The following is a 26,114-nucleotide window of genomic DNA, read 5'->3' on the forward strand; positions in this document are numbered from 1 at the left end:
AATCAATACCATTTGTCCTATGTGTAATGGAAGATCTAATCTAGTTATTGAGGTATGTAGTTGAATTTGGAGCATTTAAAGTACTAGAAAAACAGACAGAATTTATTCTTTCTGTCTGTTTTTACCTTAAAATGAAAATGATTCCCCATCTTCTGGCACGAACACGTTAGAGGAGATTCCTTTTTCATCAATAAAGCTTTTTAATTCTTCTCTGGACAATGTCCAATGGTTCACAGCCTCCATATGACTTGCGATAATTTTTGCATGAGGGGAAGCCTTAGATACTTGATAAACATCATCTTTACTCATCACAAGAGAACCGCCTTCTAGGAATTGGTTATCTCCAGCATTTACGACAATGATTGCTGGATTGTGTGCATTAATCTCTTCTTGCACACCTTCATACCAAACCGTATCTCCTGCTACATATAACGTTTTCTCCATTGGGTGTTTGAAAACAACACCACAAACTGGACCAGCAAGTTTTACTATTTCTCCTCTTCCATGATTCCCCTTCGTTTTAATTAACTTAACATCTTCAAAAACGGAATCTTCTTGTAAAACCTCTACATTTTGGAAACCCTCTTTTTCTACTTCTTTCGCATCTTCTTCGTTTTGTACAAACATCTTGATATCTTTTGGTAATACTTCTTTGGCAACTTCATCAAAGTGATCTAAATGTAGATGCGTTACAATGACGGCATTGATGTTGGATATAATTTTATCTATCGATGTTGGTAAGTTCACTAAAGGGTTATTTTGTTCCTGTCTAGCTGAATTTGGGAAAGGAGGATAAGTCCCCTTATCTGCTAAAAAAGGGTCGATTAAAAACTTTTTATCTGCATAGTCAACTACAAGAGTTGCATTTCGGATTTGTTGTATATTCATAATAAAACTCCCTTGCTTTTATTTAAGTATATTTTATACTAGGATCAATTAAGAATACATGGATAAAATCAAGACTTTTTGCTGTTTGACTTGATAATTGAAAGGATTTGACCGAATGCTGGATAATACGGATATGCAGATTTTGGAGGAACTTAACGAGAACAGTCGTATAACGATGAAAGAACTGGGGGAAAAAGTTCATTTGACTGGACAAGCTGCTGCAGATAGAGTCACTAAATTAGAGGAAAAGGGAGTAATTGAGGGATATACAATAAAGATAAACCAAGTAAAATTAGGTTGTTATGTATATGCCTTTATTACAATTATTATACGAAGTACCAATCATCAGCCTTTCCTTTCCTTTATTAACACTCAAGAGAAGCATATAATAAGCAATTATAAAATCAGTGGAGATGGTTGTTATCTTCTTGAATGTAGATTTCCATCAAATGAAGTATTAGATGATTTTTTGTTGGGCTTAAATAAGCATGCAAATTATAAATTATCGATTGTAATTAAGAAGCAATAATTAAATGGAAAATTTAGTTATATTAAATGAACGCGGGGAGTCGTGAATGGAATAAAACCTAAAAGTAACTCGCTTGGATATTTGTCCAAGCGAGTTTATTTTTCATGTACCTGCTGTCAATTATATACGCTTGAATAGGGGGCTTTGAAAGGATGTTTTCTTTATATATAAAAGAGATTTCTAAAACAAAAGGAGTTAGAAAATACATTTAATTTTATTGACTTTTCAGAAATGTAAGCGTATTATTTACTTAAAATACAGAAAAACAGTATAAAAACATAAAAATTGTAATAAAGGGAGGGGTGTTTGATGCGTAGAAGGGTTGGCGTATCATTGTGTTTGCTTAGCCTGTTATTTCTGTTAACAGCGTGTTCTGGTCTTGGTCAGCTAGTAAGTGGTAATAGCGCGAATGTTCCAGATGGAGCTAAGGAAATCAAAATGTGGAATTTATTTGCAGGTGGAGATGCCGAATACATGCAAAACATCGTGGATGAATTTAATGCTAGTCAAAACGAATTCTATGTGAACAATATTCAGCAAGAGTTCGAGGAATACTATACGAAACTAATTACCAGTCTTGGAGCAGGGAAGGGACCAGATATTGCGATTTCTCATTCTCATACATTACCTGAGTTAGTCGATCTTGGTATTTTGCAACATCTAGATGGCTATGCAGAGGAAGTAGGAGTGCAATGGGATGAGTTTAATACAAATATTCTAGATCAAACCGTTTTTGATAATCAACATTATGCAATCCCCATTGATACACATCCTCATATTATGTACGTCAATAATGATTTGATTGATCAAGCTGGACTATTAAATAAAGATGGAACGTTAAAGATGGAGGAGACGCCCGAAGGATTTCGAGCATTTTTTCAAACATTAAAAGAGAAATTGCCAGAGAATAATTTTCCATTGGCATTCCCAACAGTTGGAATGGATGGATATCGACAATGGTGGACATTTTATACCCAGCTAGGTGGCGAAAATATTGTAACAGATGATTTGGAAAACCCTAGTTATGTGTTAGATACGGCCAGAGCAATTGAAGCTGCAGAATACATGCAGAAATTCTGGTATGAGGATGAAGTCATTCCATTAAATCTAGCAGATTTCTATTCGGACTTTCAATCTGGTAAAGCGGCTACGATTGCCACAGGTGTTTGGTCGACAGGAGTTTGGGAAAGCACGGAGGATTTTAATTTTACGGCAATGCCGATTCCCACTATTTTTGGGCAAAAAGGAGCATGGGGTGGTTCGCACACCCTAGTTTTACCTGCCTATGAAGATGCAGATCCAGAAGTACAACGAGGTGCCGTTGCATTTATGGACTTTGCCACAGATCATGGAGCAAAGTGGGCGCAAGCAGGTCATATTCCAGCAAAGGATACGGTAGTAGAATCAAAGGAATTTAAAGAGATGGCCTATCGGGAAGACTATGCCCAGGTTGCCGATTATGTCAATTTCTCTGACCGAACCATTTATTATCGTGGTATTAACGATATTATGATCCGTAATCTCGATCGAATATGGACAAATGAAGCTACCGCAGAACAAGCTTTTCAGCAAATTGAGAAAGAGGTAAAGGAGCTTATACATGATTAATTAACAAATAAGACAAGAAAGGAGTTTAGGAAATGAATAAGAAAGCTTGGATCAAAGATATGAAAGCGGTTCCTTTTTTGCTTCCATTCTTTATTGCTTATTTAATATTTACAATCCTGCCTATTTTTAAAGGATTGCAAATGAGTCTATATGATTGGAATCTAGTTAAGAAAATGGATTTCGTCGGCTTGGAGAATTATGTGGACATGATTAAGGATCCTTTCTTTTGGCAGACCTTATGGAATACGACCTTATTTGTTATCCTCACCACACCAACGATGGTACTTCTAGCATTAGGTCTTGCGCTTTTAGCTAATTTAAATACCAAATTAAAGACCTTCTTCCGTGGCTCGTTCTTTCTGCCAAGTATCTTGTCCGTTGCGGTAATATCCTTTTTAGCCATCTTTATGTTACAGCCATACAGTGGTTTGGTAAATACGGTGATTCAGGCAATAGGAATTGAAGCAGAACCATTTTGGATGGCGGATAAAACGTTGGCTTGGGTCAGTATTGTCGGGGTAACACTATGGTGGTCGGTTGGTTTTAATATGATTCTTTTTCTTACGAGTTTGCAAGAAATCCCAGATACGTATTATGAAGCTAGTGAAATCGACGGCGCTACGAGATGGGAGCAATTTCGCTATATTACTTTACCACAATTAATCCCAATTGGTCGGGTAATCATTTTATTACAAATATTAGCTTCTTATAAAGTATTTGCGCAAATCCTGCTAATTACTGGTGGTGGTCCAGGAGGAGCCACACGGCCGCTCATTCAATACATTTATGAAGTAGGCTTTACACAAAATAATTTGGGCTATGCAGCAACGATGTCTTATGCGTTATTTTTCATCTTATTAATCTTGTCAATCATTCAGTTAAAAAATCAACGATTGGAGGAGAACTAGATGGCTTCGATTACTTCATCTAAAAGTAGGAAAGCGTTGGATCGTAATCGAGATCCGCTCTTAAAGGTAAAAGTAACCATCGGTGTGATTGTAGCTATAGTGTTTATTGTTCCGATTATTTGGATGTTGTTTGTATCGATCAAACCGGATGGATTCTCTACGTCAAATCCTATTGCGTGGTTTCTACCACCCTATACGATTTCCAATTATGTAACTATCATTATGGACAGCTTAATCCTACGTTGGCTGTTTAATAGTTTTTTTGTTGCTTTGGTAACTACCATTTTAACATTAGCAATTACTTCGTTGGCAGCATTTGCGATTTCACAAATGAAATTTCGTTTTAAGAATTTTATTTTTATCTTCTTTTTACTTGGTTTAATGATTCCAGGAGAAGCAACGATTATTCCTCTTTATGAAATTGTTAAGAGTATGAATCTGATTGACAGTTATGCTGGTTTAATTCTGCCAATGATTGCTTCACCACTTGGAGTCATTATTTTAAAAAGTTTCTTTGATGGTGTACCAAAAGAAGTTATTGAGAGTGCCATTATTGATGGTTGTTCTTATTTCAAATTATTCTACAAAATTGTCTTGCCCCTAGCAAAACCTGCAATGGCAGCGATTGGAATCTTTACTTTTATAGGTTCATGGAATAATTTCTTATGGCCATACTTATCCATATTGTCGGAGACGTTGTACACATTACCGGTTGGCTTGCCGGTGTTTAATTCAACTTATTCGCAAGCTTATGTGTTACCAATGACAGCCAATGCCATCGCATCGATTCCAGTTATTATTGCATTTTTGATTTTTGAAAAACAGATTGTCAAAGGAATTAGTTTCACAGGTATAAAAGGTTAATAGAGGAGTGAAGGAAAATGAAAGAAACAATGACAAAGGAAAAGAAAACGTATCAACGGACGGAATACCCTCGTCCACAATTTGAACGAAAAGAGTGGATGAACCTAAATGGAACTTGGAAGTTCGGATTTGACGATAAAAATATCGGTGAATTAGAACAGTGGCAGCATAAGCCATCTGCATTGACAAAAGAAATACAAGTTCCTTTTACGTACGAGACAGAAGCTAGTGGTATTGGTGAAGAAGCATTTCACGCGAATGTATGGTATCATCGTACGTTTCAAATTACAGAAGAAAATGCAGCGAAACGTGCATTGTTACGATTCCAAGCCTCTGATTATCATACGAAGGTTTGGGTGAATGGCGTATTTATCGGTGCTCATACTGGTGGGTATGCTGCTTTTTCCTTTGATATCTCGCATGCGGTTGATGCAACAAAGGAAAATGAACTTGTTGTCAAAGTAGAGGATAGCCAAAGTTGTTATCAGCCACGCGGCAAGCAACGTTGGATTAATGAGAATTTTGGCTGCTGGTATGTACAGCAAACAGGGATTTGGCAAACGGTATGGCTGGAGTTTTTACCAGAGACAACGATTAATCATGTGAAGATGACACCAAATATCGATACAAATTCGTTGCATTTGGCGTACGATTTAAATCAATTGCCAACAGGGGCTTGCCGGATAGAGACGACGATCCGGTATGAGGGAAATCTAGTAAAACAGTTTGTAATCACGCCAACTCGGAAAGATGAACAGATAGAGATAGAGTTAACTTCGCCGATTCATGAATGGAAGATCATGCATTGGACGCCTGAGCATCCACATTTGTATGATGTAACCTTCCAATTATATGTGGACGAAGCTTTGGAAGATGAAGTTCATTCGTACTTTGGGATGCGAAAGATTTCAATTAAAGAGGGAAAGGTATTGTTAAATAATCAGCCGATTTATCAAAAACTATTACTGGATCAAGGGTACTGGCCTGATACGATGTTGACTCCTCCATCAGATGAAGCGATGTTAGAAGATATTAATAAGACTTTAGCAATGGGCTATAACGGGGTACGTAAACATCAAAAAGTGGAAGATGCTAGGTTTCTATATTGGTGCGATAGGAAGGGGCTGCTTGTTTGGTCAGAAATGGCGGCAACCTATGAGTACTCTGATAAGGCGGTAGCGAACTTTACAAAAGAATGGCAGGAAGTCGTAACTCAATATTATAATCATCCTTCGATTATTACATGGGTCCCGTTTAACGAATCATGGGGCGTGCCAAAGATTTTTAAGGATACAAAGCAGCAATCCTTTACGGAGGCAATTTACTATGTAACAAAATCAATCGATTCCAACCGTCCAGTCATTGTCAATGATGGTTGGGAACATACAATCTCTGACATAATTGCTTTACATGACTACGAGGAATTAGGTGAGAATTTCTATCATCGCTATCAAGATAAAGCAGCTATTTTAGAAAATAAAAAACCACATAACCACCATAAATATGCTTTTGCCGAAGGATATCACTATCAAGGACAGCCAATAATGATAACGGAGTACGGGGGCATTGCGTTTCAAGATAAGCGTGGTTGGGGCTATGGCAATCAAGTGACGACGGAAGCCGAATTCCTAGAACGTTTCCGTAATATTACCAATGCTATCAAAGATCTCCCTTATATTTCAGGTTATTGTTATACCCAAACCACCGATGTTCAGCAGGAGATTAATGGCTTGCTAAAAGAAAATCGCGAACCCAAGATAGCTCTGGAAAAAATTAAAGAAATCAATGATGCCTAATTTTTAGCTGTTAGGAGTGTGTTAATATGCATCAGAAACCAAATATTATTTTGATTTTAGCAGATGACCTAGGTTTTTCAGACCTTGGATCTTTTGGAAGTGAGATTCAGACGCCGCATTTAGATCAATTAGCCAAGGGTGGGCTACGGTTTACTCAATTTTATAATTCTGCTCGGTGCTGCCCGAGCAGAGCTTCGTTGTTAAGTGGATTATACCCTCATCAAGCCGGTGTCGGTGAAATGACGGAAGACTTGGAAACGCCTGGGTATCGTGGTTACCTTAAAGATCAATGCGTTACCTTAGCTGAAGTTGTTAAACAAGTAGGTTATCGTACCTATTTGTCAGGTAAATGGCATGTTGGTGAAATTGGTCCAACGGAGCGCGGTTTTGATGATTTCTATGGATTATTAGGAGGGTTTACTAGTTTCTGGGATCAATCGGATTATTCCAGGCTGCCGAAGGGGCGACCGGAAAGAACTTATAAGGATGGAGAGTTTTATGCGACAGATGCGATTACCGATTATGCATTAGACTTCATTACAGAAGCAAGAGCAGAACAGGAACCATATTTTCTTTATTTATCTTATAATGCACCACATTTTCCTTTGCAAGCTCCAAAAGAAGAAATAGCGAAATATGAGAAGCTATATCAAAAAGGCTGGGATAAAATACGAGAAGAAAGATTGGATCGAATGAAGAAACTAGCGATTGTTCCAGAAGACACAGAATTAACGCCTCGTGCTCCGTTTTGGAATAGGGATAGAGATATTCAAGGTGTGAACCCGGCTTGGGAATCGGTTGCGAATGATCGAAAGCAGGATTTAGTTAAACGAATGGCCATTTATGCTGGCATGATTGATCGAATGGATCAAAATATTGGCAGGGTACTCAATGACTTAAAGAAGCATGGCGAGATGGACAATACGCTTATCCTGTTCTGTTCCGATAATGGTGCTTGTGCAGAATGGGATCCATGGGGGTTTGATAATTGGATTACAACGTCTAACTTTCTTCATCGCAAGGAGGACTTAGATCATATGGGTGGTCCTGATTCTTATCATAGTTATGGATCTGGCTGGGCAAATGCGAGTAGTACGCCATTGCAATTGTATAAACATTATAGCCATGAAGGTGGGATAAGTACGCCATTAATAGCTCATTGGCCGGAAAAAGTGGCGAACCAGGGAGGAATTGATCATCGCCCAGGTCATTTTATAGATATAATGGCAACCCTTGTGGAGATTACGAATGCTTCCTATCCCGATCAATACAATGGACATTCGATCTTACCAATGGAAGGGCAAAGCTTCATGCCTGCCATTCGCGGTGAAAAGGAAATGGAAGAAAGAACGTTTTGTTTTGAACACGAGCAGCATTGTGGTGTGAGGAAAGGCAAATGGAAGCTGTCGAAAGTAAAAGAAATGGATTGGGAGCTTTATGATATAGAGCATGACCGAACGGAGATGCATAACCTAAAAGACAACTATCCAGAACTTGTGGAGGAGATGAAGGGTATCTGGGAAGCATGGGCTAAGCGGACAGATGTGTATCCACGGAAAAGACCACAAGTTAAATGAAAAAGTCGGGTAACCGGCTTTTTTATGTGATAAGAAGATGAAATCATTTCTTTTTTAATTTATATTTAGAAAATTTAATAAAAAGATTGATTCGAAACATATTGAATGTTAGAATTTACTGAAAGTTATTAAATAAGTTATATTATTATAATTTTAGACTATTATAAGGAGCAAACCAATATGGTTGTAGATAAAGATCTTTCCATACCATTATATAAGCAAATAAAAAAATATTTAGAAACAAAAATCGATTCAGGTGAATGGGAGGTAGGATATAAGTTACCTGCTGAGAAGGAATTAGCTACCCGTTTCCAAGTAAGTAATATTACTGTTAAGCGAGCCATTCTTGATCTAGTTAACGAAGGGATTCTTCACAGAAAAAGTGGAAAAGGGACTTTTGTAAAAAAACGAGAAGAACATAATCTAGCCAGTTTCGTTTCGGTTCAGGATGAACAAGAAACTAGAAAAGCATATCCACATAAAACACTTGGTTTTAAAACAATACCAGCAGAAGAAGCAATTGCTAGAAAACTAGGTATCGATCAAGGGGATATGATCTATATGATGAACCGTCTTAAAATTGAAGGTCAGAAACCTACAGTGATTGAATTCTCTTATGTTCCAGAACATTTGGCGCCAGAATTAAGTCAGAACGATATAGAAAACGAGCTACTGTATAATATATTTTCTAGAAAATATAAAATTAAATTAGATAGAGCGAAAGTTTATATTTCTACAATGACTGCAAAAGAATATGAAGCTTCGACACTTGGTATAGATATAGGTGATCCATTGTTTGTTTTAGAACGCTTTACTACAACTGCTACGAAACAAATGATTGAGTACTCAAAACTCATCATGCTTTTTGAAGATGCTAAATACTATCTAGAAGTTCAATTGTAGCGTTAATATCTAAGCAACAATAAGTATCAAATTAAATATTATAATATTATAATATTATATTTTATATAATGAAGGAGTTTCTTTTCTAATAATCATTGAAACGATTGGAGGGTTGATGATGCAAATGGTGGAGCATCCAATTTTAGGGAGAAAATTTGACCAGGAAATAACGTTTTATTTTAATGAACAGCCTATAAAGGCTTGGGAGGGACAAACGGTTTCTGCTGCTTTACTAGCTAATGGAGTTAAAGAACTTGGAAGAAGCCGTAAATTGGCTCAAGCAAGAGGAGTATACTGTGCTACGGGAAGATGCTGCAGCTGTTTTTTAACAATTGATGGCTTAGAGCATGTGATAAGCTGCACTACATTAGTACAAGAAGGTATGGTCGTGTCATCGAATGTTGGAGATCCAAAAAGGGGGAAGTAAGATGGAGACTGATTTAGTAATAGTAGGTGGTGGTCCAGCGGGGCTAAGTGCAGCCATAACAGCTACTTCTTATGGCGCGGATGTTATTTTGATTGAGGAATCCTTTTCACTTGGTGGGCAATTAAGACAGCAGACACAAATGCATGCAAACCTACCAAGCAAGTTTTTTGCTGAACGTGGAACATCACTAGTGAAGAGACTTACCAGTCAATTAGAAACTCCCAATCTAAAAATACTTAGAAATCATACGATGATCGGTGCATATAAAAATGGACATATCGGTGTTACTAATGGAAAAACAACATTTGAAATAGAGGCTAAAAAGAATATTATAGCTTCTGGCGCTGCAGAGAATGCATGGATCTTTCCGGGTTGGACACTACCTGGGGTTATGACAGCTGGTGCAGCACAAATTTTACTGAATAGGGAGTTTGTATATCCAGGGAAACAAGTAATGATGATCGGATCAAATAGCTTTGCTCTTGAAGTCGTTAAGCAATTATATGAATGTGGTATTTCAGTACAAGCGATTGTGGAAGCGTCTGAAACGATATTAAGCAGGGATCAAGCTTTACTATCCATGTGTAAGAAAAACAATATCCCTTTTTTCTTAAATAGTACGATTGAATCGGTTAGTGGATCAGGCCATGTTGAGAAAATGACTATTCGAACCAGTGAAGGTATGTTGGAGGAGCTTGAAGTAGATCTGATTTGTACAGCCAATGGATTTAGTCCTATATTGGAAGCGTTTCAAATAATGAGTTGTGACTTAACACACAGTGAGGTGCTTGGCGGATGGCTGCCAACATACAGCGTGAATTTTCAAACAAGCAATCCATCTGTATACCTTGCAGGTAATGCAGCAGGGATTACTTCCTTAGGTTCAATACTTTTAACAGGGGAAATTGCTGCTTTAAGTGCGTTAGAATCGTTACAGTTTATTAGTGAACGTGATTCCAATAGAAAAAAGGCTGCATTGTGGGAAGAACTTTATCAAATAGAAACGTTTTTTAATAAGGATACCATGCAAGCCAGGTTAGAATTAGTTAAGCATTATCATAGTGAAAGAGGACTTCCATTACCAGACTTTGTTGATCCATTGAAAGGAGAGATGCTCTTTGGATAAATCGACAATTGTTTGTCGCTGTGAAGAAGTAAACATAGATGAAGTTGAGTCAGCAATTCAGTTTGGTGCAGAAACGTTTGACGATATTAAACGGTTAACAAGATGTGGAATGGGCCCCTGTCAATCAAAAATATGTCTTCAACTAGTTAGAAGGATTATCAGTGAGTACACGGGGATGGAATCTAGTGAGATTGAACCATCTAGGATGCGGCTACCGTTACGAATGGTTCGAATGAGTGCTCTTGCTGGTGAAAAGGAATCCGAAAGTGTTGCTTCTGTATTCGAGGAATCATTAGAAGAGAGTGATCCAAGTGATAAATAATAAATACGATGTAGTTGTTATCGGGAGTGGAGTCGTTGGAAGTAGTATTGCCTATCACCTTTCTGAAAGTAAAAAAAATAATATACTTGTTGTTGATAAAGGATTTCCTATGTCTGGAACGTCCGGGTCAACGCAAGCTTGGGTTTGGGTGCACAGCAAAACACCATCTTGGTATGGAGAACTGAGTATGTATAGTGCTGAATTATACCCGTTTCTAGAGCGGAAGATAGGTGATGTTGAATATAAACGAACTGGAGGAATCGCTCCATTTTTCAATGAGGCGGATCGAGAGGGGGCATTAAGGCTAGCTGAAAAACAAGCTGAAGTTGGCATTGAGGTCGATGTGTTGAACCGAGAAGAAGTATTAGAAAAAGAGCCTGCTCTTTCACAAAGAGTAGCCGGGGCTACTTTCTGTAAATTAGATGGTAATGTAAATCCTTTTCGTCTTGTGGAGCTATATACAAAAGCGGCCAAAAAGAATGGTGCTGTCTTTTCTTTTTATAATCAAGTAGTCACTATTACAAAGAAAAAGGATATATTTCAGATCGAGACTGATCAAGATACCTTTTATTCAAAAAAAGTGATTTTAGCTGGTGGTCCATGGTCTAAGGATTTAGGAAAGATGCTAGGGGTAGACATTCCCATTAAACAGGTTCGAGGGCAAATTCTAGTAACAGAACATCAATCACCTTTTTTAAAACATACAATAGGGGGAATAAGACAAGCCGATAATGGGGAGGTTTTAATTGGCTATTCTAAAGAGGAGGTGGGATATGACAAACGATCAACACTAGATATCATGCAGGAAACGGCAAAAATGGCTACTGAATTTATTCCTTCCTTAGCCAAAGCAAATGTTGTGCGATGTTTCTCGGGAATTAGAGTGATGCCTAAAGATGGCTTTCCAATTATTGGTGAAGTTCCGGAGGTCCGTAATGCTTATATTGCTGCAATGCATAGCGGGATTACGTTGTCTCCACTAGTAGGTACGCTTATGACAGAGTTGTTAGAAGATGGAGAGACTTCCATTGATCTTACCCGATTTTCTATGAATCGATTCGACCAAATGCACTCCCGGATATCTGAATAGTTAAAAAGTTAAGCTAACAATTTGATTCGAAAAAAGTTCGTCAAAAATAAGGAGGAGAACGATGAGCGCTACAATCGCAATCATTATTAGTTCGATTGTAATTCTAGGTCTTGGTTCAGCAATCGCTTTTTTGGTGGGAAAAAAACAAAAAAGCAGTGAAACTTGGATTGTTGGTGGCAGATCCTTACCCGTGTATGTCGTTGCAGGTAGTCAATTTGCTACTGGTGTCGGTGGTGGTGTCTTAGTTGCACATATTGGTATTGGATATAGCGCAGGATGGTCTGCAATCACTTATAATCTGTTATATTCAATTGGAATTGTGCTTCTTGTACTGCTTGCTGGGTGGTTGAAAAAGCAAAACTTTTCTACATTACCAGATATTTTTAAAAACCTATATGGTGAACATCGAATCATGATGAGCTTAGTTACCATATTGGCAATTGTCGTACCGTTTGGCTGGTTATGTACACAACTGGTTGCATTCGGTAACTTATTCACCGAGATAACGGGAATTTCCTTTACGATACTTATTATTATATTCGCAGCTATCAGTCTACTCTTTGTATTACCCGGAGGACTAGCCTCTGTAGCTTGGACGGACTTTGTATATGGATGTTTCATGCTAGTACTTTCAATTGCAAGTGGTCTCTATATGTTGAACATGGCTGGGGGTTGGAGTGGTATCTCAGCAAATGTTCCAAACAATCTTGTATCCTTTCCTGAAGGTTTAGGAGCAGTTGGATTAAGTACGATCGTACTTTGGATTTTTGCGATTTTCCCTGGAGCTTTAACAAATCAAATGTCTTACCAACGGATTTATGCTGCTAAGGATGCGAATACAGCAAAAAGAGGGTTTATAATTGCTGCAATAGTAGGTGTAATTTCTGGTGTATGGGCTTCGTTTATGGGGATTGCGATTTTATCGCAAAACCCAGGTTTAAGTAATCCTGAAATGGCATCAGGGTGGTTTTTAACACAAATTCCTACCTGGTTTCTTTCCATCTATGCAGCATTTATTATAGCGACAATTATGTCTACAGTTAGTAGTGCAGTACAATCCGTTGTTGTAAATATTACGAAGGATATTTATCAATCTTACATTAATCCAGATGTGAGCGACAAAAAACTGATAAGGTCTTCAAGGATGTTATCCGTATTCGTTATTTTTTTAGCAATTCTATTAGCCTTGTATTACCCAAAAGCATTAGGATGGCTACAAGCAACTTACGCCTATTCGGCCGCAGGGTTATTAGTTCCAATTTTTTTAGGATTTAGCATACGACGTACAAATTTCCTCTCTCCTAAAGGTGCAATTGGTAGTATTGTACTAGGCGTTGCAGGTGCTGCAGTAGCCCAAATAATAGATACAGAAATTCCATATGCAGTTTTTGGGGTAGCCGGTTCGTTAATAGGCTTTCTGATATTCAACGCCATTTTTAAAAATGAAACGACAAAGAAACGGAATGCAGCTAAATTAGATATAGGTTGAATTTTCTGAATAAAAATTATTATTAGAATTATAAGTTATGTGGAATGGAGTGTGTTAGATGGATGCAGAAGTTGCAATTGTTGGGGTCGGAACAATGGGAAGTATGGCAGCATGGCAGCTCGCTAAAAAAGGTGTATCTGTAATTGGGTTTGAACAATTTGGCATTGGTAATGATCGCACAGCAGCAGGAGGAGAATCGCGCCTATTTCGTACTGCCTATATGGAAGGTCCGGAGTATGTACCGTTATTACAAGAAGCAAAGCATTTGTGGAGGAGTTTGGAAGAGGCAAGCGATAACAACTTATTAACGTTAAACGGGGGCTTAATGATAGGTGAGTCAGGATCATTAGAAATAAATACAATTAAAAAAAGTATTCATGATTTTGCCCTTGAGCATGAAGTTTTGGAGGGGGAACAAGCCAAAAAAAGATACCCACAATTTACGTTATACGAGAACGACGTTGTTATTCTAGATAAAAATGCTGGTTTTTTAAGGCCAGAGTTAGCTGTTGTATCAGCAGTTCAGCAGGCTGTCAAACATGGTGCGAAGATTAAAAATTATACAAAGGTAAATGATATTGTTCCAGAAAAACAAGGGGCAACGATTGTAACTAATGAGAAGTCCTATCATGTAGAAAAAGTTATCATTACTACCGGCGCATGGACGTTAAAACTAATTCCTCAGCTAAAAAATAAGTTGTTTCCAAGGAGACTCTTGTTAACATGGTTTGCACCAAAGGATGTTTCTTTGGTCACTGCTGATAAGCTGCCTATATTCGCTCGCATGCGTGGCGATTTCCGGCTTACAGGCGCACCAATGCTTGATGGTTCCATGGTAAAAGCCTCTTATACAAAGGATCCATCGTATATTGACGATCCATCCAAATTATATAGGGATGCAAATCTTGAGGAATTAGAAAGAATAAGTGAGTCAGTAAAAACATTACTTCCAGTACTTTATCCTGATCCTGTACGAGCAAGTGCATATATGGATGCTTACACACCAGATAACCATGCTATTGTTGGAGAATTGCCAGACACCTCTCACCTAATAATAGCAAGTGGATTTTCAGGGCATGGGTTCAAACTTTCTCCAATGATAGGTAAGATACTTTCAGAACTTTGTATCGATGGGAAAACAAATTATCATATTCAACATATGAAACCAAATAGATTTTTTGAAGCGGCTAATTTTTAGTGGCCAGCTAAAAAACGCCTTTCTATAGAAAGGCGTTTTTTCGTTAGAGAAACGTATCAACTCGGGAGAGAGCACGTCCATAACTGGACAGAGTACGCCCCAAAAAAAGGCACTAAACTTAACCACGCCCTTACTGTAATAATAATTATAGTTAGGCCTGTGTGGTTATCAATAGAAAAAGATTTATGAAGATAAATTTAAAAATCTCTCATCTACCTTTATAAATAAGGATAAATGTTACTTCCCTTTACATAACACAGAACCGTGTTATTCTTTAATAAACGAGTAAAAGGGGGAAGTTCTTTGCTTGATCATACTAGCTCAATACCGTTACATATTCAATTAAAAAAGATTTTAGAAAATCAAGTTGAGCAAGGGATTTTTACAAGTCAACTTCCAAGTGAACGTCAATTTATGGAACGTTATAATATAAGTCGAAGTACAGTCCGGGAAGCTATTAATCTTTTAGTACGAGAAGGAGTGTTAGAAAAAAGACATGGTAAAGGTACATTTGTTTCATTTAAACCAATTCATGATTGGTTAGGTAATTTGAGTAGTACAACAGAAACAATAAGGAATATGGGAAAGAAACCCGGGGAAAAATTAATAACTCATTATATCACCACGCCCCCTAGTTATATTCAGGATAGAACTGGGTTTACAAAGGCGTATTTTATAAAAAGAATTCGTTATGCTGATGACATCCCGCTAGGAGTAGAAAGACACTATTACCCTGTCTCAATTGGTAGGGAATTGGTAAAATATGATTTAGACAATGCTACATTATATTACTTAATAGAGAATGAATTAGGAATAAAATTTGCTGAGGCTGATCAGACCATTTCTAGTGGACAGATGCTAGATGAAGATAAAGAATACTTATCCGTTGCATCAGGAGCAAATTTACTTATTGCTGAAAGAATTATAAAAGATCAAACAGGAGATATTATTGAATTGGAAGAAGCTTTTTATCGAAGTGATATGTATACCTTTAAGATTAATCTATCACGCAAGTTTGGGTAGCCATCTTATTTATCCCGCATTTAACTGGCAGTAAAACCTCCACTTCCATCCTAAAGTAAAGCCCAGGAGGAGAATTAGGAGATCCAACTGCCAGTAAATGTCCGATTCTGTTCAGAGGCTTTAGGTCATACCCAAAGTGGCACTAACAAACAGTGGGGGATAAAAGAAACCCCTTCAATGATTAAAGTGTCACTTTATTATATGAAGTAGTTTCGTTGATTTTGATGTAGAAGTTCTCTCTGCCAGCAATGTATTGGTAATAAGGAGAGTACAAACATTAATAGTAATTTTAAATGGAACTTATTACGCTTTTAAATATCAGAATTTTTGTAATAGGTTGAAACTTAAATGTGTTCTCTTATATACTAAAAGTAATTGCTGATTAAATACAGAAGGAAGTAGAGAGGAGGACCACACAGAAGCGCTTTACATTACAATAACCTAACTGGTTCGGACGTTATGATGTCTTAACTTGATTATTGTAATTACTATTTGACGTAAAGGGAGTGATGTTATTGCTTATTGGTATTCCAAAAGAGGTTAAAAATAATGAGCGCCGAGTAGCGCTTACTCCATCAGGTGTCACCTCGTTCATCAAAGCAGGACATCAGGTGCTGGTAGAAGACGCAGCTGGCAAAGAAAGTGGATTCTTGAATGAAGCGTACAAAGCTGCAGGAGCTGAAATTGGTACTGCAAAAGAGGCCTGGGCGGCTGAATTGGTAATGAAAGTGAAAGAACCTCAGCCGGATGAATATATTTATTTCCGTGAAGGGTTAATTTTGTTTACCTATTTACACCTTGCTGCAGAACCAGAATTGACAAAGGAATTAATAGATAAAAAGGTAACTGCAATCGCTTATGAAACTATTCAAGACAGCGACGATTCATTGCCGCTTTTGACACCTATGAGCGAAGTAGCAGGTCGAATGGCTGTACAAATTGGTGCACAATATTTAGAAAATATGAAAGGTGGTAAGGGCGTTTTACTAGGTGGAGTACCAGGGGTTCATCCTAGTAATGTGGTTATCATAGGTGGTGGAGTTGTGGGTACGAATGCGGCAAAAATAGCATTAGGCTTAAGAGCAAATGTAACTATTATTGATATTAATGCGAATCGCTTACGTGCATTGGATGATATGTTTGCTGGAACAGTAACAACGTTAATGTCAAACCCAATGAATATTCAACAGGCAGTAAAGCAAGCGGATTTGGTAATAGGTGCTGTGCTAATACCAGGGGCAAAGGCTCCTCAATTGGTTACAGAAGAAATGGTGAAAGAAATGACATCGGGATCTGTCATCATTGATGTAGCAGTTGACCAAGGAGGATCGATCTCAACCATTGATAGAGTTACCACACATGACTCCCCAGTTTATATGAAACATGGTGTTATTCATTATGCTGTGGCAAATATGCCTGGAGCTGTAGCTCGAACTTCAACATTGTCGTTAACAAACAACACATGCCAGTATGGGGTTTTTCTTGCAAATCATGGCCTGCAACAGGCAATTCAAATAAATGAAGCATTAGCGAAGGGGGTTAATACGTATGCTGGATATATGACGCATGAAAAAGTTGCTAATCACTATGACCAGATGTACAAACCTATCACATCTGTTTTAAAAGCTCCGATAACTGCGTAGTAAGTTTCAGAGTTATACCCTATTTTAAATTGGAATGGAGGGCTTAAAGTTGAAAAAGGAAGCGGAAATGCCTGATGTAGTTGGAAAAGAATTACCTCATCTATGGAATGCAATGCATCGTTATCACCCAGGTGCTCAACAAATGGTTGCTGCCTCAGGTGAAGGATCATGGTTTACGGATGAATCTGGTAACCGCTATTTGGATGGCGTATCAGGATTATGGTGTTTAAATCTCGGGCATGGCAGGCAAGAGATTATTGATGCAGCAACAGCACAAATGAAAAAACTTACCTATTTTCCCTTAACAATGAGTCACAATCCTGCAGTTAAACTAGCGAATAAAATTAGTAGTTTACTAGGAGGAGGTTATCAAACATTCTTCTCTAATAGTGGATCTGAAGCTAATGAAACCGCATTTAAGATTGTGAGGCAGTACCATAAGCAGACTGGCAACCCAGACAAATTTAAGATCATTTCCCGCTATAGAGCTTATCATGGCTCAACTTTAGGTGCATTAAGTGCAACTGCACAGGCAAATCGAAGGGTGAAATATGATCCTGGTGTACCTGGCTTTTTACATGTATATCCACCCTATCATTATCGATCTATTTTTGGCGGAGAACCAGAGGAATCGGATCTAAAAGCGGCCCAATTAATTGAAGAAATGATCAATTGGGAAGGAGAAGAAACAGTAGCAGCATTAATTATGGAGCCTTTTATATCTGGTGGCGGCGTAATCATTCCTTCCATGCAATACATTCAACGTGTTGCTGAAATTTGTAAGAAGTATAACGTGCTCTTAATTATGGATGAAGTTGTTTCAGGATATGGTAGAACTGGTAAAATGTTTGGTTTTATGCACGCAGAAGGAGTACAGCCAGATATCATAACCATGGCCAAGGGACTGACGAGCGGTTATTTACCTTTGGGAGCAACAGCGGTTAAATCCAATATTTATGACGTGTTTAAAGAAGAAGGAAAGGATAATCACTTCCGCCATGTTTCAACATATGGTGGCCATCCTGCTGCATGTGCGGTAGCACTGAAAAATATTGAAATTATTGAAAACGAAAATATTGTCGAGCGGGTAAATGAATTAGGGAAATCTAAATTAAGTCAACTTCATCAATTAATGGAACATGAAAACGTAGGGGAAGTAAGGCAAATTGGATTTTTACTTGGATTGGAAATGGTTACTGACCAAAAATCTAAAGTACCTCTTGAAGATTCAAAAATGGCAGAGATAGTAAGTAAATGTAAAAAGAAAGGATTAATTATAGGTAGAAACGGTGACACCGTTCCTGGTCAGAATAATGTCATAATTATAGCTCCGCCCTTGAGTAGTACAGAGGAAGATTTAGATTTTCTTGTAGAAACTGTAGAGTCAGTAATTTGCAGCGTGTAGAAAGATACTAATTTTCATGCCACCCATTTTTAAGGAATGCTTATCGGAGGGGATGTAGCATGCATGAATTACGAAAGATTAATAACATTTATCGCAGTTGCTGAGAAGAAAAGCTTTTCAGAAGCCGCTAAAAAACTATTTGTTACACAACCAACTATTACTTCGCAAATTAAAGCACTTGAAGAAGAACTTAATACTAAATTATTTGAACGAACGACTAAAAAAGTGAAGATGACTCAATCTGCGAGTATCCTACTAAAATACGCCAAAGATATCATTAAATTAAGTGACTCGGCACAGAAGGAAATTTTGAAAATCGAGGAAAGTACGCATGGCGAATTATGTATTGGATGTAGTTTAACCATAGGTGAGTATATTCTTCCTGAGTTTCTTAAAACGTTTAAAGATAAATACCCATTAATTCAAATGCGTGTTGATATTTCAAATTCTAATAAAATTGTCTCTGATATTAAAGATCAGCTAATCGATGTAGGATTAATTGAAACCCCAATTGATGATCCACATATTATGATTGAGCCAATTCTTGAAGATGAAATGTGTTTAATAGCTCCACCAAATTATTTCTCTGAAATGGAGATGAAAATCTCGATAGATCAATTAAAAAATATCCCATTAATTGTAAGAGAAGAGGGGTCTGGCACAAGAGCGGTAGTGAACCACTATTTGCAGCAAGCTGGAATACCTATCGATGAGTTAAATATTGTGATGGAGCTAGGCAGTACAGAAGCAATTAAAGCAGTAGTTGAATCAGGATTAGGGGTTTCAATTATTTCGAAAAATGCTATTAAAAAAGAACAGAAGTTACAGTTGTTGACAGCTTACGCGATGAAAGATATTTCATTTTACCGATATTTCTATATAGCTTTTCGTAAAGAGCAAATACTATCGTCTACAACGGAGTTATTCATTCATGAATTAAGAAAAATGGCAAATAAATTAGAACTAGATGTTTCGAACAGTTTGTTTCGCTAATGTATTTAATTTTGAAGGAGGAATTCTTTATGGAAAAACAAGGAGTCACAGTAAGTAAGGAAGCATCCAAAAAAGTGAAAATGACACCAAGTGAGGCTATCGTTGAAACATTAGTTTCAGAAAATGTAAAGGAAGTATACGGAATTGTTGGGTCAGCCTTTATGGATATGCTGGACTTGTTCCCGACAGCAGGTATTCATTTTTTGCCAGTACGGCATGAGCAAAGTGCAGCACACATGGCAGATGCATATACACGTGTCTCTGGTGTAGCAGGTGTTGTTATTGGGCAAAATGGTCCAGGAATTACGAATATGGTAACTTCTGTTGCTGCTGCCAATCAAGCGCATACGCCAATGGTTATTATATCACCCTCTGCTGGTACCCCTACCATTGGTTGGGATGGGTTTCAGGAAGCAGATCAGGTTTCGATCTTTGAAGCTATTACAAAGGAAACCGTTCGGGTTACTCACAAAAGTCGTGTAGCAGATTGTTTGCGAACAGCATTTCGAATCGCTTATGCAGAGCGAGGGCCTGTATTGTATGATATTCCACGTGATTTATTCTATGGAGAATTAGAGGATCAAATTCTAGCTCCACATCAATATCGGGTAAACAATCGAGGAAGTGGAGATCCAACCTCCGTAAAAAAAGCTGCAGAGCTTTTAAAAACTGCGAAGTATCCGGTTATTATTTCAGGGCGTGGAGCTGTAGATGCTGATGGGGTGGATACTATTAGTAAGATTGCCGAGCATTTAACCATTCCGACAGCTGTTTCGTATATGCATAATGATGCTTTTCCAGCAGATCATCCACTTGCTGTCGGCTCAATCGGCTACATGGGATCGAAAGCAGCAATGCATACGTTAAAGAAAGCGGATGTTGTATTAGCCATTGGCACACGCTTGTCCGTATTTGGAACGCTCCCATGTTATGATATTGATTATTTTCCAAAAGAAGCGAAAATCATTCAAATAGATATTAACCCGAGAAATATTGCAAGAACCCATCCCGTAGAGGTTGGAATAATTGGGGATGCAAAGTCTACAGCAGATGAATTATATAATCAGCTAAAAGAAACAGTACCACATGGCAACAAAGACCTTGGTCGTTTAGAGGAAATAAGCAAATTAAAAGGGGAATGGGAGCAGGAATTGGTTGACCTTGCCATGAAAGATGGGGAACCGATTAATCCAAGACGTGCTCTGTTAGAACTAACGAAAGCCTTACCTGATAATACGATTATATCAACAGACATTGGAAATGTGTCCTCAACAGCAAATGCATATTTGAAATTCAACCAGACAAGGCGACATATTGCCGCATTAACATTTGGTAATACTGGTTTCGCTTATCCAGCTGCATTAGGTGCACAGCTTGCTGAACCAGATTCACCAGTAGCGGCGATTATTGGTGATGGCGCTTGGGGGATGAGCTTGCACGAGGTAAGTACAGCTGTTGAACAAAATATTCCTGTAATTGCTTGTGTTTTTAATAATAAATCATGGGCAGCTGAGAAGAAGAACCAAGTAGACTATTATGATAATCGCTTTATTGGTTCCAATATAGAAGCTCCTGATTTCGCAGAAGTTGCAAGGTCAATGGGGGCTCTTGGCTATACCATCGAAAAGCCAGAAGATATGGCACCAGTAATTAAAGACGTATTACAGAAAAGAAAGCCGGCAGTACTTAACATTTATGTAGATGGAACACAACTGGCACCGCCATTTCGGAAGGATGCATTGAAAATGCCTACACGCTTATTGGATAAATACAAACACCTGGATTATGGAGTGTGGGGGAAGTAAACGAAATCAAGAATCACCGTGCCAAAGTTTGGCACGGTGATTTTTTTACAAGTTAAGGAAGTATAAAATTTTGGTTGGATAAAACGCTTCTGATGAGAAAGCTCTGTTTAGCTCTTAGCGCCAAAAACTAGGAGATTTCCCGTCGTGTCCTACGATAAAGAAGACTTGCCGATTTTTGAACGAAGTGAAGAAAGAGGCTTCATCACACTTATGCCCGTAGCGAAAGTCATCATCAATTCGGTTGCATGATGTCCGACTAAAACCGTGCTTTGGGCTAAGTCATCGGCATACCCCTATGAAGGGGCATGATTCCATTATCTCCTACGGTAGAATGATCGGCTAATTTCGCCACTTTGCGTGGCAATACCGCCCCAACCTGCTTGGCAGGTCGCAGTCCGTACATCTCTGTTCAGGGAGCTTGCGCGCTTGTTCTTTCGGTTTTAATACTTGAATTATTAGCTACGGCTAGCTTAAGCGTGTGGGGATGGTGATGCTTCATACGAGGGTATCTCTTGAAGTGCATTCGTATTACGTCACCCTTGAAAAGGGTGGTTTCCTTTTCAAGGGCATAGGTCAGACGTGAGGTGATCCAGGACGTTCGATTTAGCAACCTTCTTTATAGGTACCTGAGATCTAGTTCCTGTCTAGAGCCAGGAGCTTATTAAGACACATTTATTTTCTTAATGATCACACAATCGTATCTACTAACATTCGTTACTTAATATGCTCTTCCATAGAGGCTACATTGGAATTGGCTTCCTTCTCGTTATATTCTCCTAGAATCAAGTAATCCATTTCCGCTTTAGGGATTGCTCGATAGCTTTTAAATCTTATGAGGAAAAAGATAGCTCCTATTCCCACCCATACAAATAGGGCGATCCAAGATGGTTTATCCAAAAATCCAGGAGATCCTGGAATAACGAGTAATAAGAAAAATCCAGCTGCGCAGAGGATGCCTAGTAGTGAACAGAGCTTTCTGCCAGGTGAAACGATTGACTTTTTTGTACTGTTATGCAGAGAGGTTCTATCAGACCATTTAAAAAGTCGATATGCTACGAAACAGGCGTAGAAGTAGGCGATTGTCACTCCTAATGCTGACATGTCAACGACCCATAATAAAGCTTCTCGGCCAAAGAATGGGGCAAGTAAGGTAATGACAAGTGTAAATAGGATACCTATGTGTGGTGTATTATGTTTCGGATGCAATCTTCCAAAAGCGCTCGGTAGCACTTTGGCTCTTCCCATCGCAAATAATAGGCGGCTTGTTGACATGTAAAATCCATTTAATCCGGTAAATACTCCCATCATGAGCGCAAAGGATAATAAGATAACCCCGACTGCACCATAAGTATTTTCAATGATAGCACCTGTCCCCCAAGCAGAACCAGCTTCTACAGCGCTAGTCCAAGACTGGCCGACACCGGAAGCAATAATAGTTAATGAATAAGTTATACTAGCACAAATTAATGCAATAACTATAATCTTAAAGGATTTCTTAGGAGGAAAATCAAATTCCTCGGCTGCTTGTGGTATGTTATCGAAGCCAATATACGCCCAGGGAGCTATTGCAACAATCGCAAGAATTGATGATAATGCACCTATTTCAGGTTTAAAGAGAGGCTGCAGATTTGAGAAAGAACTTGAAGGGTGAAGCACCATAGATATTACTAAAACGATAACACCACCTATTAATGCTATGCAAAAGATAAATTGAGAAAAGCCTGATAGACTTGCACCACGTATGTTAAGAAATGCAAAGACAATCAAAGCAAGACAAGCAAGAATAACCTCTCCAGTATATACCTCCCACTCAGCAATACTGTACATATAGCCCTGCTCAATAATAGACGGTAATACAAATTTCCCTAAAAGTGCGAGTGCAGAGGCATTTAAGGCAACAATAGACATATACCCTAGTGTTAAAAACCAGCCGCATAAAAATGCGTGATACCTACCTAAACCGTAATAAGCATAAGCAAATTCACCTCCGGATACCGGTAGCTTTTCAACTAAGAAACCATAGCTAACTCCTATAATAATCATTAAAACTGCTCCAATTATAAATCCAAGAATAACTCCTAATGGTCCTGCCAATGACATCCAATCTACTGGCAAGACAAATGCCCCCCAACCAATAGCAGATCCAAAAGCAATTGCCCACACCCAATGTGGTTTTAATGTTTTGTTCAATTGTTTACGCTCGGTCATCATTATTCTCCTCCCGAATTTTGTAAGCGCTTAACTTAAGTGGGTATTAGTATTATTAAAGCATGCAAAAAAGCTGAATACAATTATATTCTGAAAATTTAATCATTACAAAAAATAATAAGGTTAATGTTTAAAAATTATAGATATAAAGGAGAGACCAGCCCCAACTGGAGAGAGCACTGCTCCAACTCAAGAGAAAAGACTGCTCAAAACAGAAGAGTTCTGACGTTTACATGCCCACCTGGTCAGTCCTATTTGACGCTTATGAACGCAGTTCTTATTCACTTGACTTGACAGGTTTTTAGAAAAAATGTATCCTTAAACGCTGTATGTTAATTTAAAATGCTTATTAAATCTCACATACAACTGACGAAAAAGGTAAACATAAGAAAAGTCAGTAGATGGTTATGTGAGATTTTTTTGTATGGAATTGAGAGGAGCAGATTGTTGAAGAATAGAATGAAGCAAGATCAAACCATAGATAAGCCAGTTCTTTTTCTAAGTGGAGGGGCGCTACTTGCCTTTGTGATTCTTGCATTAATAAACCAGGAAATGGTTACAAATGCAGTTAATACGATGTTTAACTGGTCGGTAACCTATTTCGGCTCCATCTATCAAGTTCTGATGGTTGGGACTTTAGTTATTGCATTAATACTAGGCTATTCCAAATTTGGGAAGATTCGATTAGGAAAATTAGAAAAGCCAGAGATCGGAACGTTCAAGTGGATCTCGATTATCATGTGTACGCTGCTAGCGGCGGGTGGTGTCTTCTGGGCTGCTGCTGAGCCGTTAAGTCACTTTTTAACCGTACCGCCACATTTCTCAGGAATTGAAGCTGGCACTGCTGAAGCAGTAGTACCTGCACTTGCAGCAAGTTTTGTCGATTGGGGATTTGTCTCATGGGCAATTTTAGGAACATTAGGTACGATTGTACTCATGTACTCCCATTATCATCGGAACGCACCATTAAAGCCGAGATCGTTGCTTTATCCGATATTTGGGGATAAAATTATGAGAAAAAGTGCACTTGGTACGTTTGTTGATGCCTTTTCGATTGTGTCAGTGGCAGCTGGTACGATTGGTCCAATTGGATTCCTTGGATTACAAGCAGGTTACGGATTAAGTGCATTGTTCGGTGTACCAAATAATTTAGCTGTGCAATGTCTTATTGTTATCGTCATTGTTCTAGCAGCTGGGATTTCTGCTGCGACAGGGATTCATAAAGGAATTCAAATATTAAGCAGCTATAATATTATACTGGCAGTTTGTTTAATGGTGGCCGTCCTTATCCTAGGACCAGCACTATTCATTTTTGATTCGTATGTGCAATCATTTGGATTATATGTTCAAGACTTTCTAACCTTGAATACGTTCCGTGGAGACGGAGCTTGGCTTGGCTTATGGACCGTCTTTTTCTTTGCCTGGTTCATCGGCTATGGTCCAATGATGGCCATGTTTGTTAGTCGTATTTCACGTGGACGTACAATTCGTGAGCTTGTGACTGCTGTTGCGGTAATTGCTCCTGTAGTAACAACATTCTGGTTTACTGTCGTTGGTGGAACAGGGATTTTTGCTGAAATGAATAACCCTGGTGCCGTTTCTGAAGCCTTAAATAGTGCTGGACCTCCAGCAGCAATGATTGCTATCGCCGAACAGTTACCGCTTGGTACAATTATCGGTTTCTTCTTTTTAGTGGCAACGATTGTATTTGTTCTAACAACTACCGATTCAATGTCATTAACTATTTCGATGGCGATCACAGGCAACGGAGATCCATCTAAATTCTTACGTGTATTTTGGGCGATTCTTATGGGACTTGTCGCAACTGTACTCATCACTATTGGTGAGGATAGTGTTGGATCGTTGCAATCCTTTATCGTCGTTACGGCTGTGCCAGTATCCTTACTCATGTTAACCACATTCTGGACAGCTCCGCGTGCAAGTCGTGAACTTGCGAAAGAACAAAAGATTGATGAGAAACAACGCTATACCAAATAGCACAGATTTGAAGGAGCTGGTTTTTAAGTCAGCTCCTTTTTTCATAAAAGAACAGAAAGAAGAATAGAAAATTGGTCGTTTTTGGTAGACGAATAGTCCAAAATCATGTATTTTATAGACAAATGCCTATTAAATAATTAAATTACGCTTCACTAGGGGTGCCTTTACGTAATGGCTGAGATCCATGTGAGACATGGAGACCCTTTGAACCTGAACTGGGGTAAGAACCAGCGGAGGAAAGTGACATGACTAGTGTGTATCGACGATATTATTGAATATGCTGAACGATTCATGCCACTTTTCCTTTGCTGGAA

21 protein-coding genes and 1 riboswitch are annotated in these 26,114 nt (G+C 38.4%); of the genes, 19 read left to right on the forward strand and 2 right to left on the reverse strand.

The annotated features are described in order from the left end of the window. Positions 1-126 precede the first annotated feature (126 nt). Positions 127-888, reverse strand: a complete 762-nt coding sequence (locus tag BN990_RS04250; protein WP_038242609.1) for an MBL fold metallo-hydrolase — start codon at positions 886-888, stop codon at positions 127-129. Positions 889-1,003: 115 nt separating this feature from the next. Here BN990_RS04250 and BN990_RS04255 point away from each other — a divergent pair, with 115 nt between their 5' ends. The 18 genes from BN990_RS04255 to xsc all read left to right on the forward strand — a co-directional run bounded on the left by BN990_RS04255 (position 1,004) and on the right by xsc (position 21,594). After that, entirely contained in the window at positions 1,004-1,417 is a 414-nt protein-coding gene (locus BN990_RS04255; protein ID WP_021289495.1) for an Lrp/AsnC family transcriptional regulator, read from the forward strand. A gap of 309 nt (positions 1,418-1,726) precedes the next feature. After that, a complete protein-coding gene (locus BN990_RS04260; protein WP_038242611.1) occupies positions 1,727-3,025 on the forward strand; it encodes an extracellular solute-binding protein in 1,299 nt (432 codons plus the stop codon). A 32-nt stretch (positions 3,026-3,057) separates the two neighbouring features. Next, positions 3,058-3,933 carry a carbohydrate ABC transporter permease gene (locus BN990_RS04265; protein ID WP_021289493.1) on the forward strand — a complete coding sequence of 292 codons (876 nt, stop codon included), beginning with the start codon at positions 3,058-3,060 and terminating at the stop codon, positions 3,931-3,933. Then, positions 3,934-4,797, forward strand: coding sequence for a carbohydrate ABC transporter permease (locus tag BN990_RS04270; protein ID WP_021289492.1), 864 nt, complete (start codon positions 3,934-3,936; stop codon positions 4,795-4,797). Between the two features lie 17 nt (positions 4,798-4,814). Next, on the forward strand, positions 4,815-6,593 hold the full coding sequence (locus BN990_RS04275; RefSeq protein ID WP_232620865.1) for a glycoside hydrolase family 2 protein: 1,779 nt from the start codon (positions 4,815-4,817) through the stop codon (positions 6,591-6,593). A gap of 26 nt (positions 6,594-6,619) precedes the next feature. Further along, on the forward strand, positions 6,620-8,170 hold the full coding sequence (locus BN990_RS04280) for an arylsulfatase (protein ID WP_021289490.1): 1,551 nt from the start codon (positions 6,620-6,622) through the stop codon (positions 8,168-8,170). A gap of 180 nt (positions 8,171-8,350) precedes the next feature. Then, positions 8,351-9,073 carry a GntR family transcriptional regulator gene (locus BN990_RS04285; protein WP_038242614.1) on the forward strand — a complete coding sequence of 241 codons (723 nt, stop codon included), beginning with the start codon at positions 8,351-8,353 and terminating at the stop codon, positions 9,071-9,073. A 118-nt stretch (positions 9,074-9,191) separates the two neighbouring features. Continuing rightward, a complete protein-coding gene (locus BN990_RS04290; RefSeq protein WP_038242616.1) occupies positions 9,192-9,500 on the forward strand; it encodes a (2Fe-2S)-binding protein in 309 nt (102 codons plus the stop codon). A 1-nt stretch (position 9,501) separates the two neighbouring features. Then, positions 9,502-10,626 (forward strand): NAD(P)/FAD-dependent oxidoreductase, encoded by a 1,125-nt coding sequence (locus BN990_RS04295; RefSeq protein ID WP_038242618.1) that lies wholly within the window; start codon positions 9,502-9,504, stop codon positions 10,624-10,626. Then, a complete protein-coding gene (locus BN990_RS04300; protein ID WP_021289486.1) occupies positions 10,619-10,948 on the forward strand; it encodes a (2Fe-2S)-binding protein in 330 nt (109 codons plus the stop codon). The genes BN990_RS04295 and BN990_RS04300 overlap by 8 nt, the downstream gene beginning before the upstream one ends. Then, on the forward strand, positions 10,941-12,038 hold the full coding sequence (locus BN990_RS04305) for an NAD(P)/FAD-dependent oxidoreductase (protein WP_038244893.1): 1,098 nt from the start codon (positions 10,941-10,943) through the stop codon (positions 12,036-12,038). The genes BN990_RS04300 and BN990_RS04305 overlap by 8 nt, the downstream gene beginning before the upstream one ends. Positions 12,039-12,099: 61 nt before the next feature. Next, a complete protein-coding gene (locus BN990_RS04310) occupies positions 12,100-13,527 on the forward strand; it encodes a sodium:solute symporter family protein (RefSeq protein ID WP_021289484.1) in 1,428 nt (475 codons plus the stop codon). 58 nt (positions 13,528-13,585) lie between these two features. Further along, complete coding sequence (gene solA / locus BN990_RS04315; protein ID WP_038242620.1) at positions 13,586-14,725, forward strand: N-methyl-L-tryptophan oxidase; 1,140 nt, start codon at positions 13,586-13,588, stop codon at positions 14,723-14,725. A gap of 303 nt (positions 14,726-15,028) precedes the next feature. Next, on the forward strand, positions 15,029-15,748 hold the full coding sequence (locus BN990_RS04320) for a GntR family transcriptional regulator (RefSeq protein WP_038242622.1): 720 nt from the start codon (positions 15,029-15,031) through the stop codon (positions 15,746-15,748). 515 nt (positions 15,749-16,263) lie between these two features. Next, positions 16,264-17,391: an alanine dehydrogenase gene (gene ald, locus BN990_RS04325; protein WP_021289481.1), complete on the forward strand. Its 1,128-nt coding sequence runs from the start codon at positions 16,264-16,266 to the stop codon at positions 17,389-17,391. A 34-nt stretch (positions 17,392-17,425) separates the two neighbouring features. After that, positions 17,426-18,796, forward strand: a complete 1,371-nt coding sequence (locus BN990_RS04330) for an aminotransferase (protein WP_031335082.1) — start codon at positions 17,426-17,428, stop codon at positions 18,794-18,796. 63 nt (positions 18,797-18,859) lie between these two features. Further along, on the forward strand, positions 18,860-19,789 hold the full coding sequence (locus BN990_RS04335) for a selenium metabolism-associated LysR family transcriptional regulator (protein WP_021289479.1): 930 nt from the start codon (positions 18,860-18,862) through the stop codon (positions 19,787-19,789). A gap of 29 nt (positions 19,790-19,818) precedes the next feature. Then, positions 19,819-21,594, forward strand: a complete 1,776-nt coding sequence (gene xsc, locus BN990_RS04340) for a sulfoacetaldehyde acetyltransferase (protein ID WP_038242625.1) — start codon at positions 19,819-19,821, stop codon at positions 21,592-21,594. A gap of 714 nt (positions 21,595-22,308) precedes the next feature. Here the strand turns inward: xsc and BN990_RS04345 are convergent. After that, positions 22,309-23,802 (reverse strand): APC family permease, encoded by a 1,494-nt coding sequence (locus BN990_RS04345; RefSeq protein WP_038244896.1) that lies wholly within the window; start codon positions 23,800-23,802, stop codon positions 22,309-22,311. Positions 23,803-24,261: 459 nt separating this feature from the next. On the opposite strand from BN990_RS04345, the gene BN990_RS04350 reads away from it, so the two are divergent. Next, positions 24,262-25,800, forward strand: a complete 1,539-nt coding sequence (locus tag BN990_RS04350) for a BCCT family transporter (RefSeq protein ID WP_038244898.1) — start codon at positions 24,262-24,264, stop codon at positions 25,798-25,800. Between the two features lie 144 nt (positions 25,801-25,944). Further along, a riboswitch (TPP riboswitch) is annotated at positions 25,945-26,056 on the forward strand. Positions 26,057-26,114: the final 58 nt, after the last annotated feature.

The sequence above is a fragment of the Virgibacillus salexigens genome (assembly GCF_000723585.1).
GTDB classification, from domain to species: Bacteria; Bacillota; Bacilli; order Bacillales; family Amphibacillaceae; genus Virgibacillus; species Virgibacillus salexigens.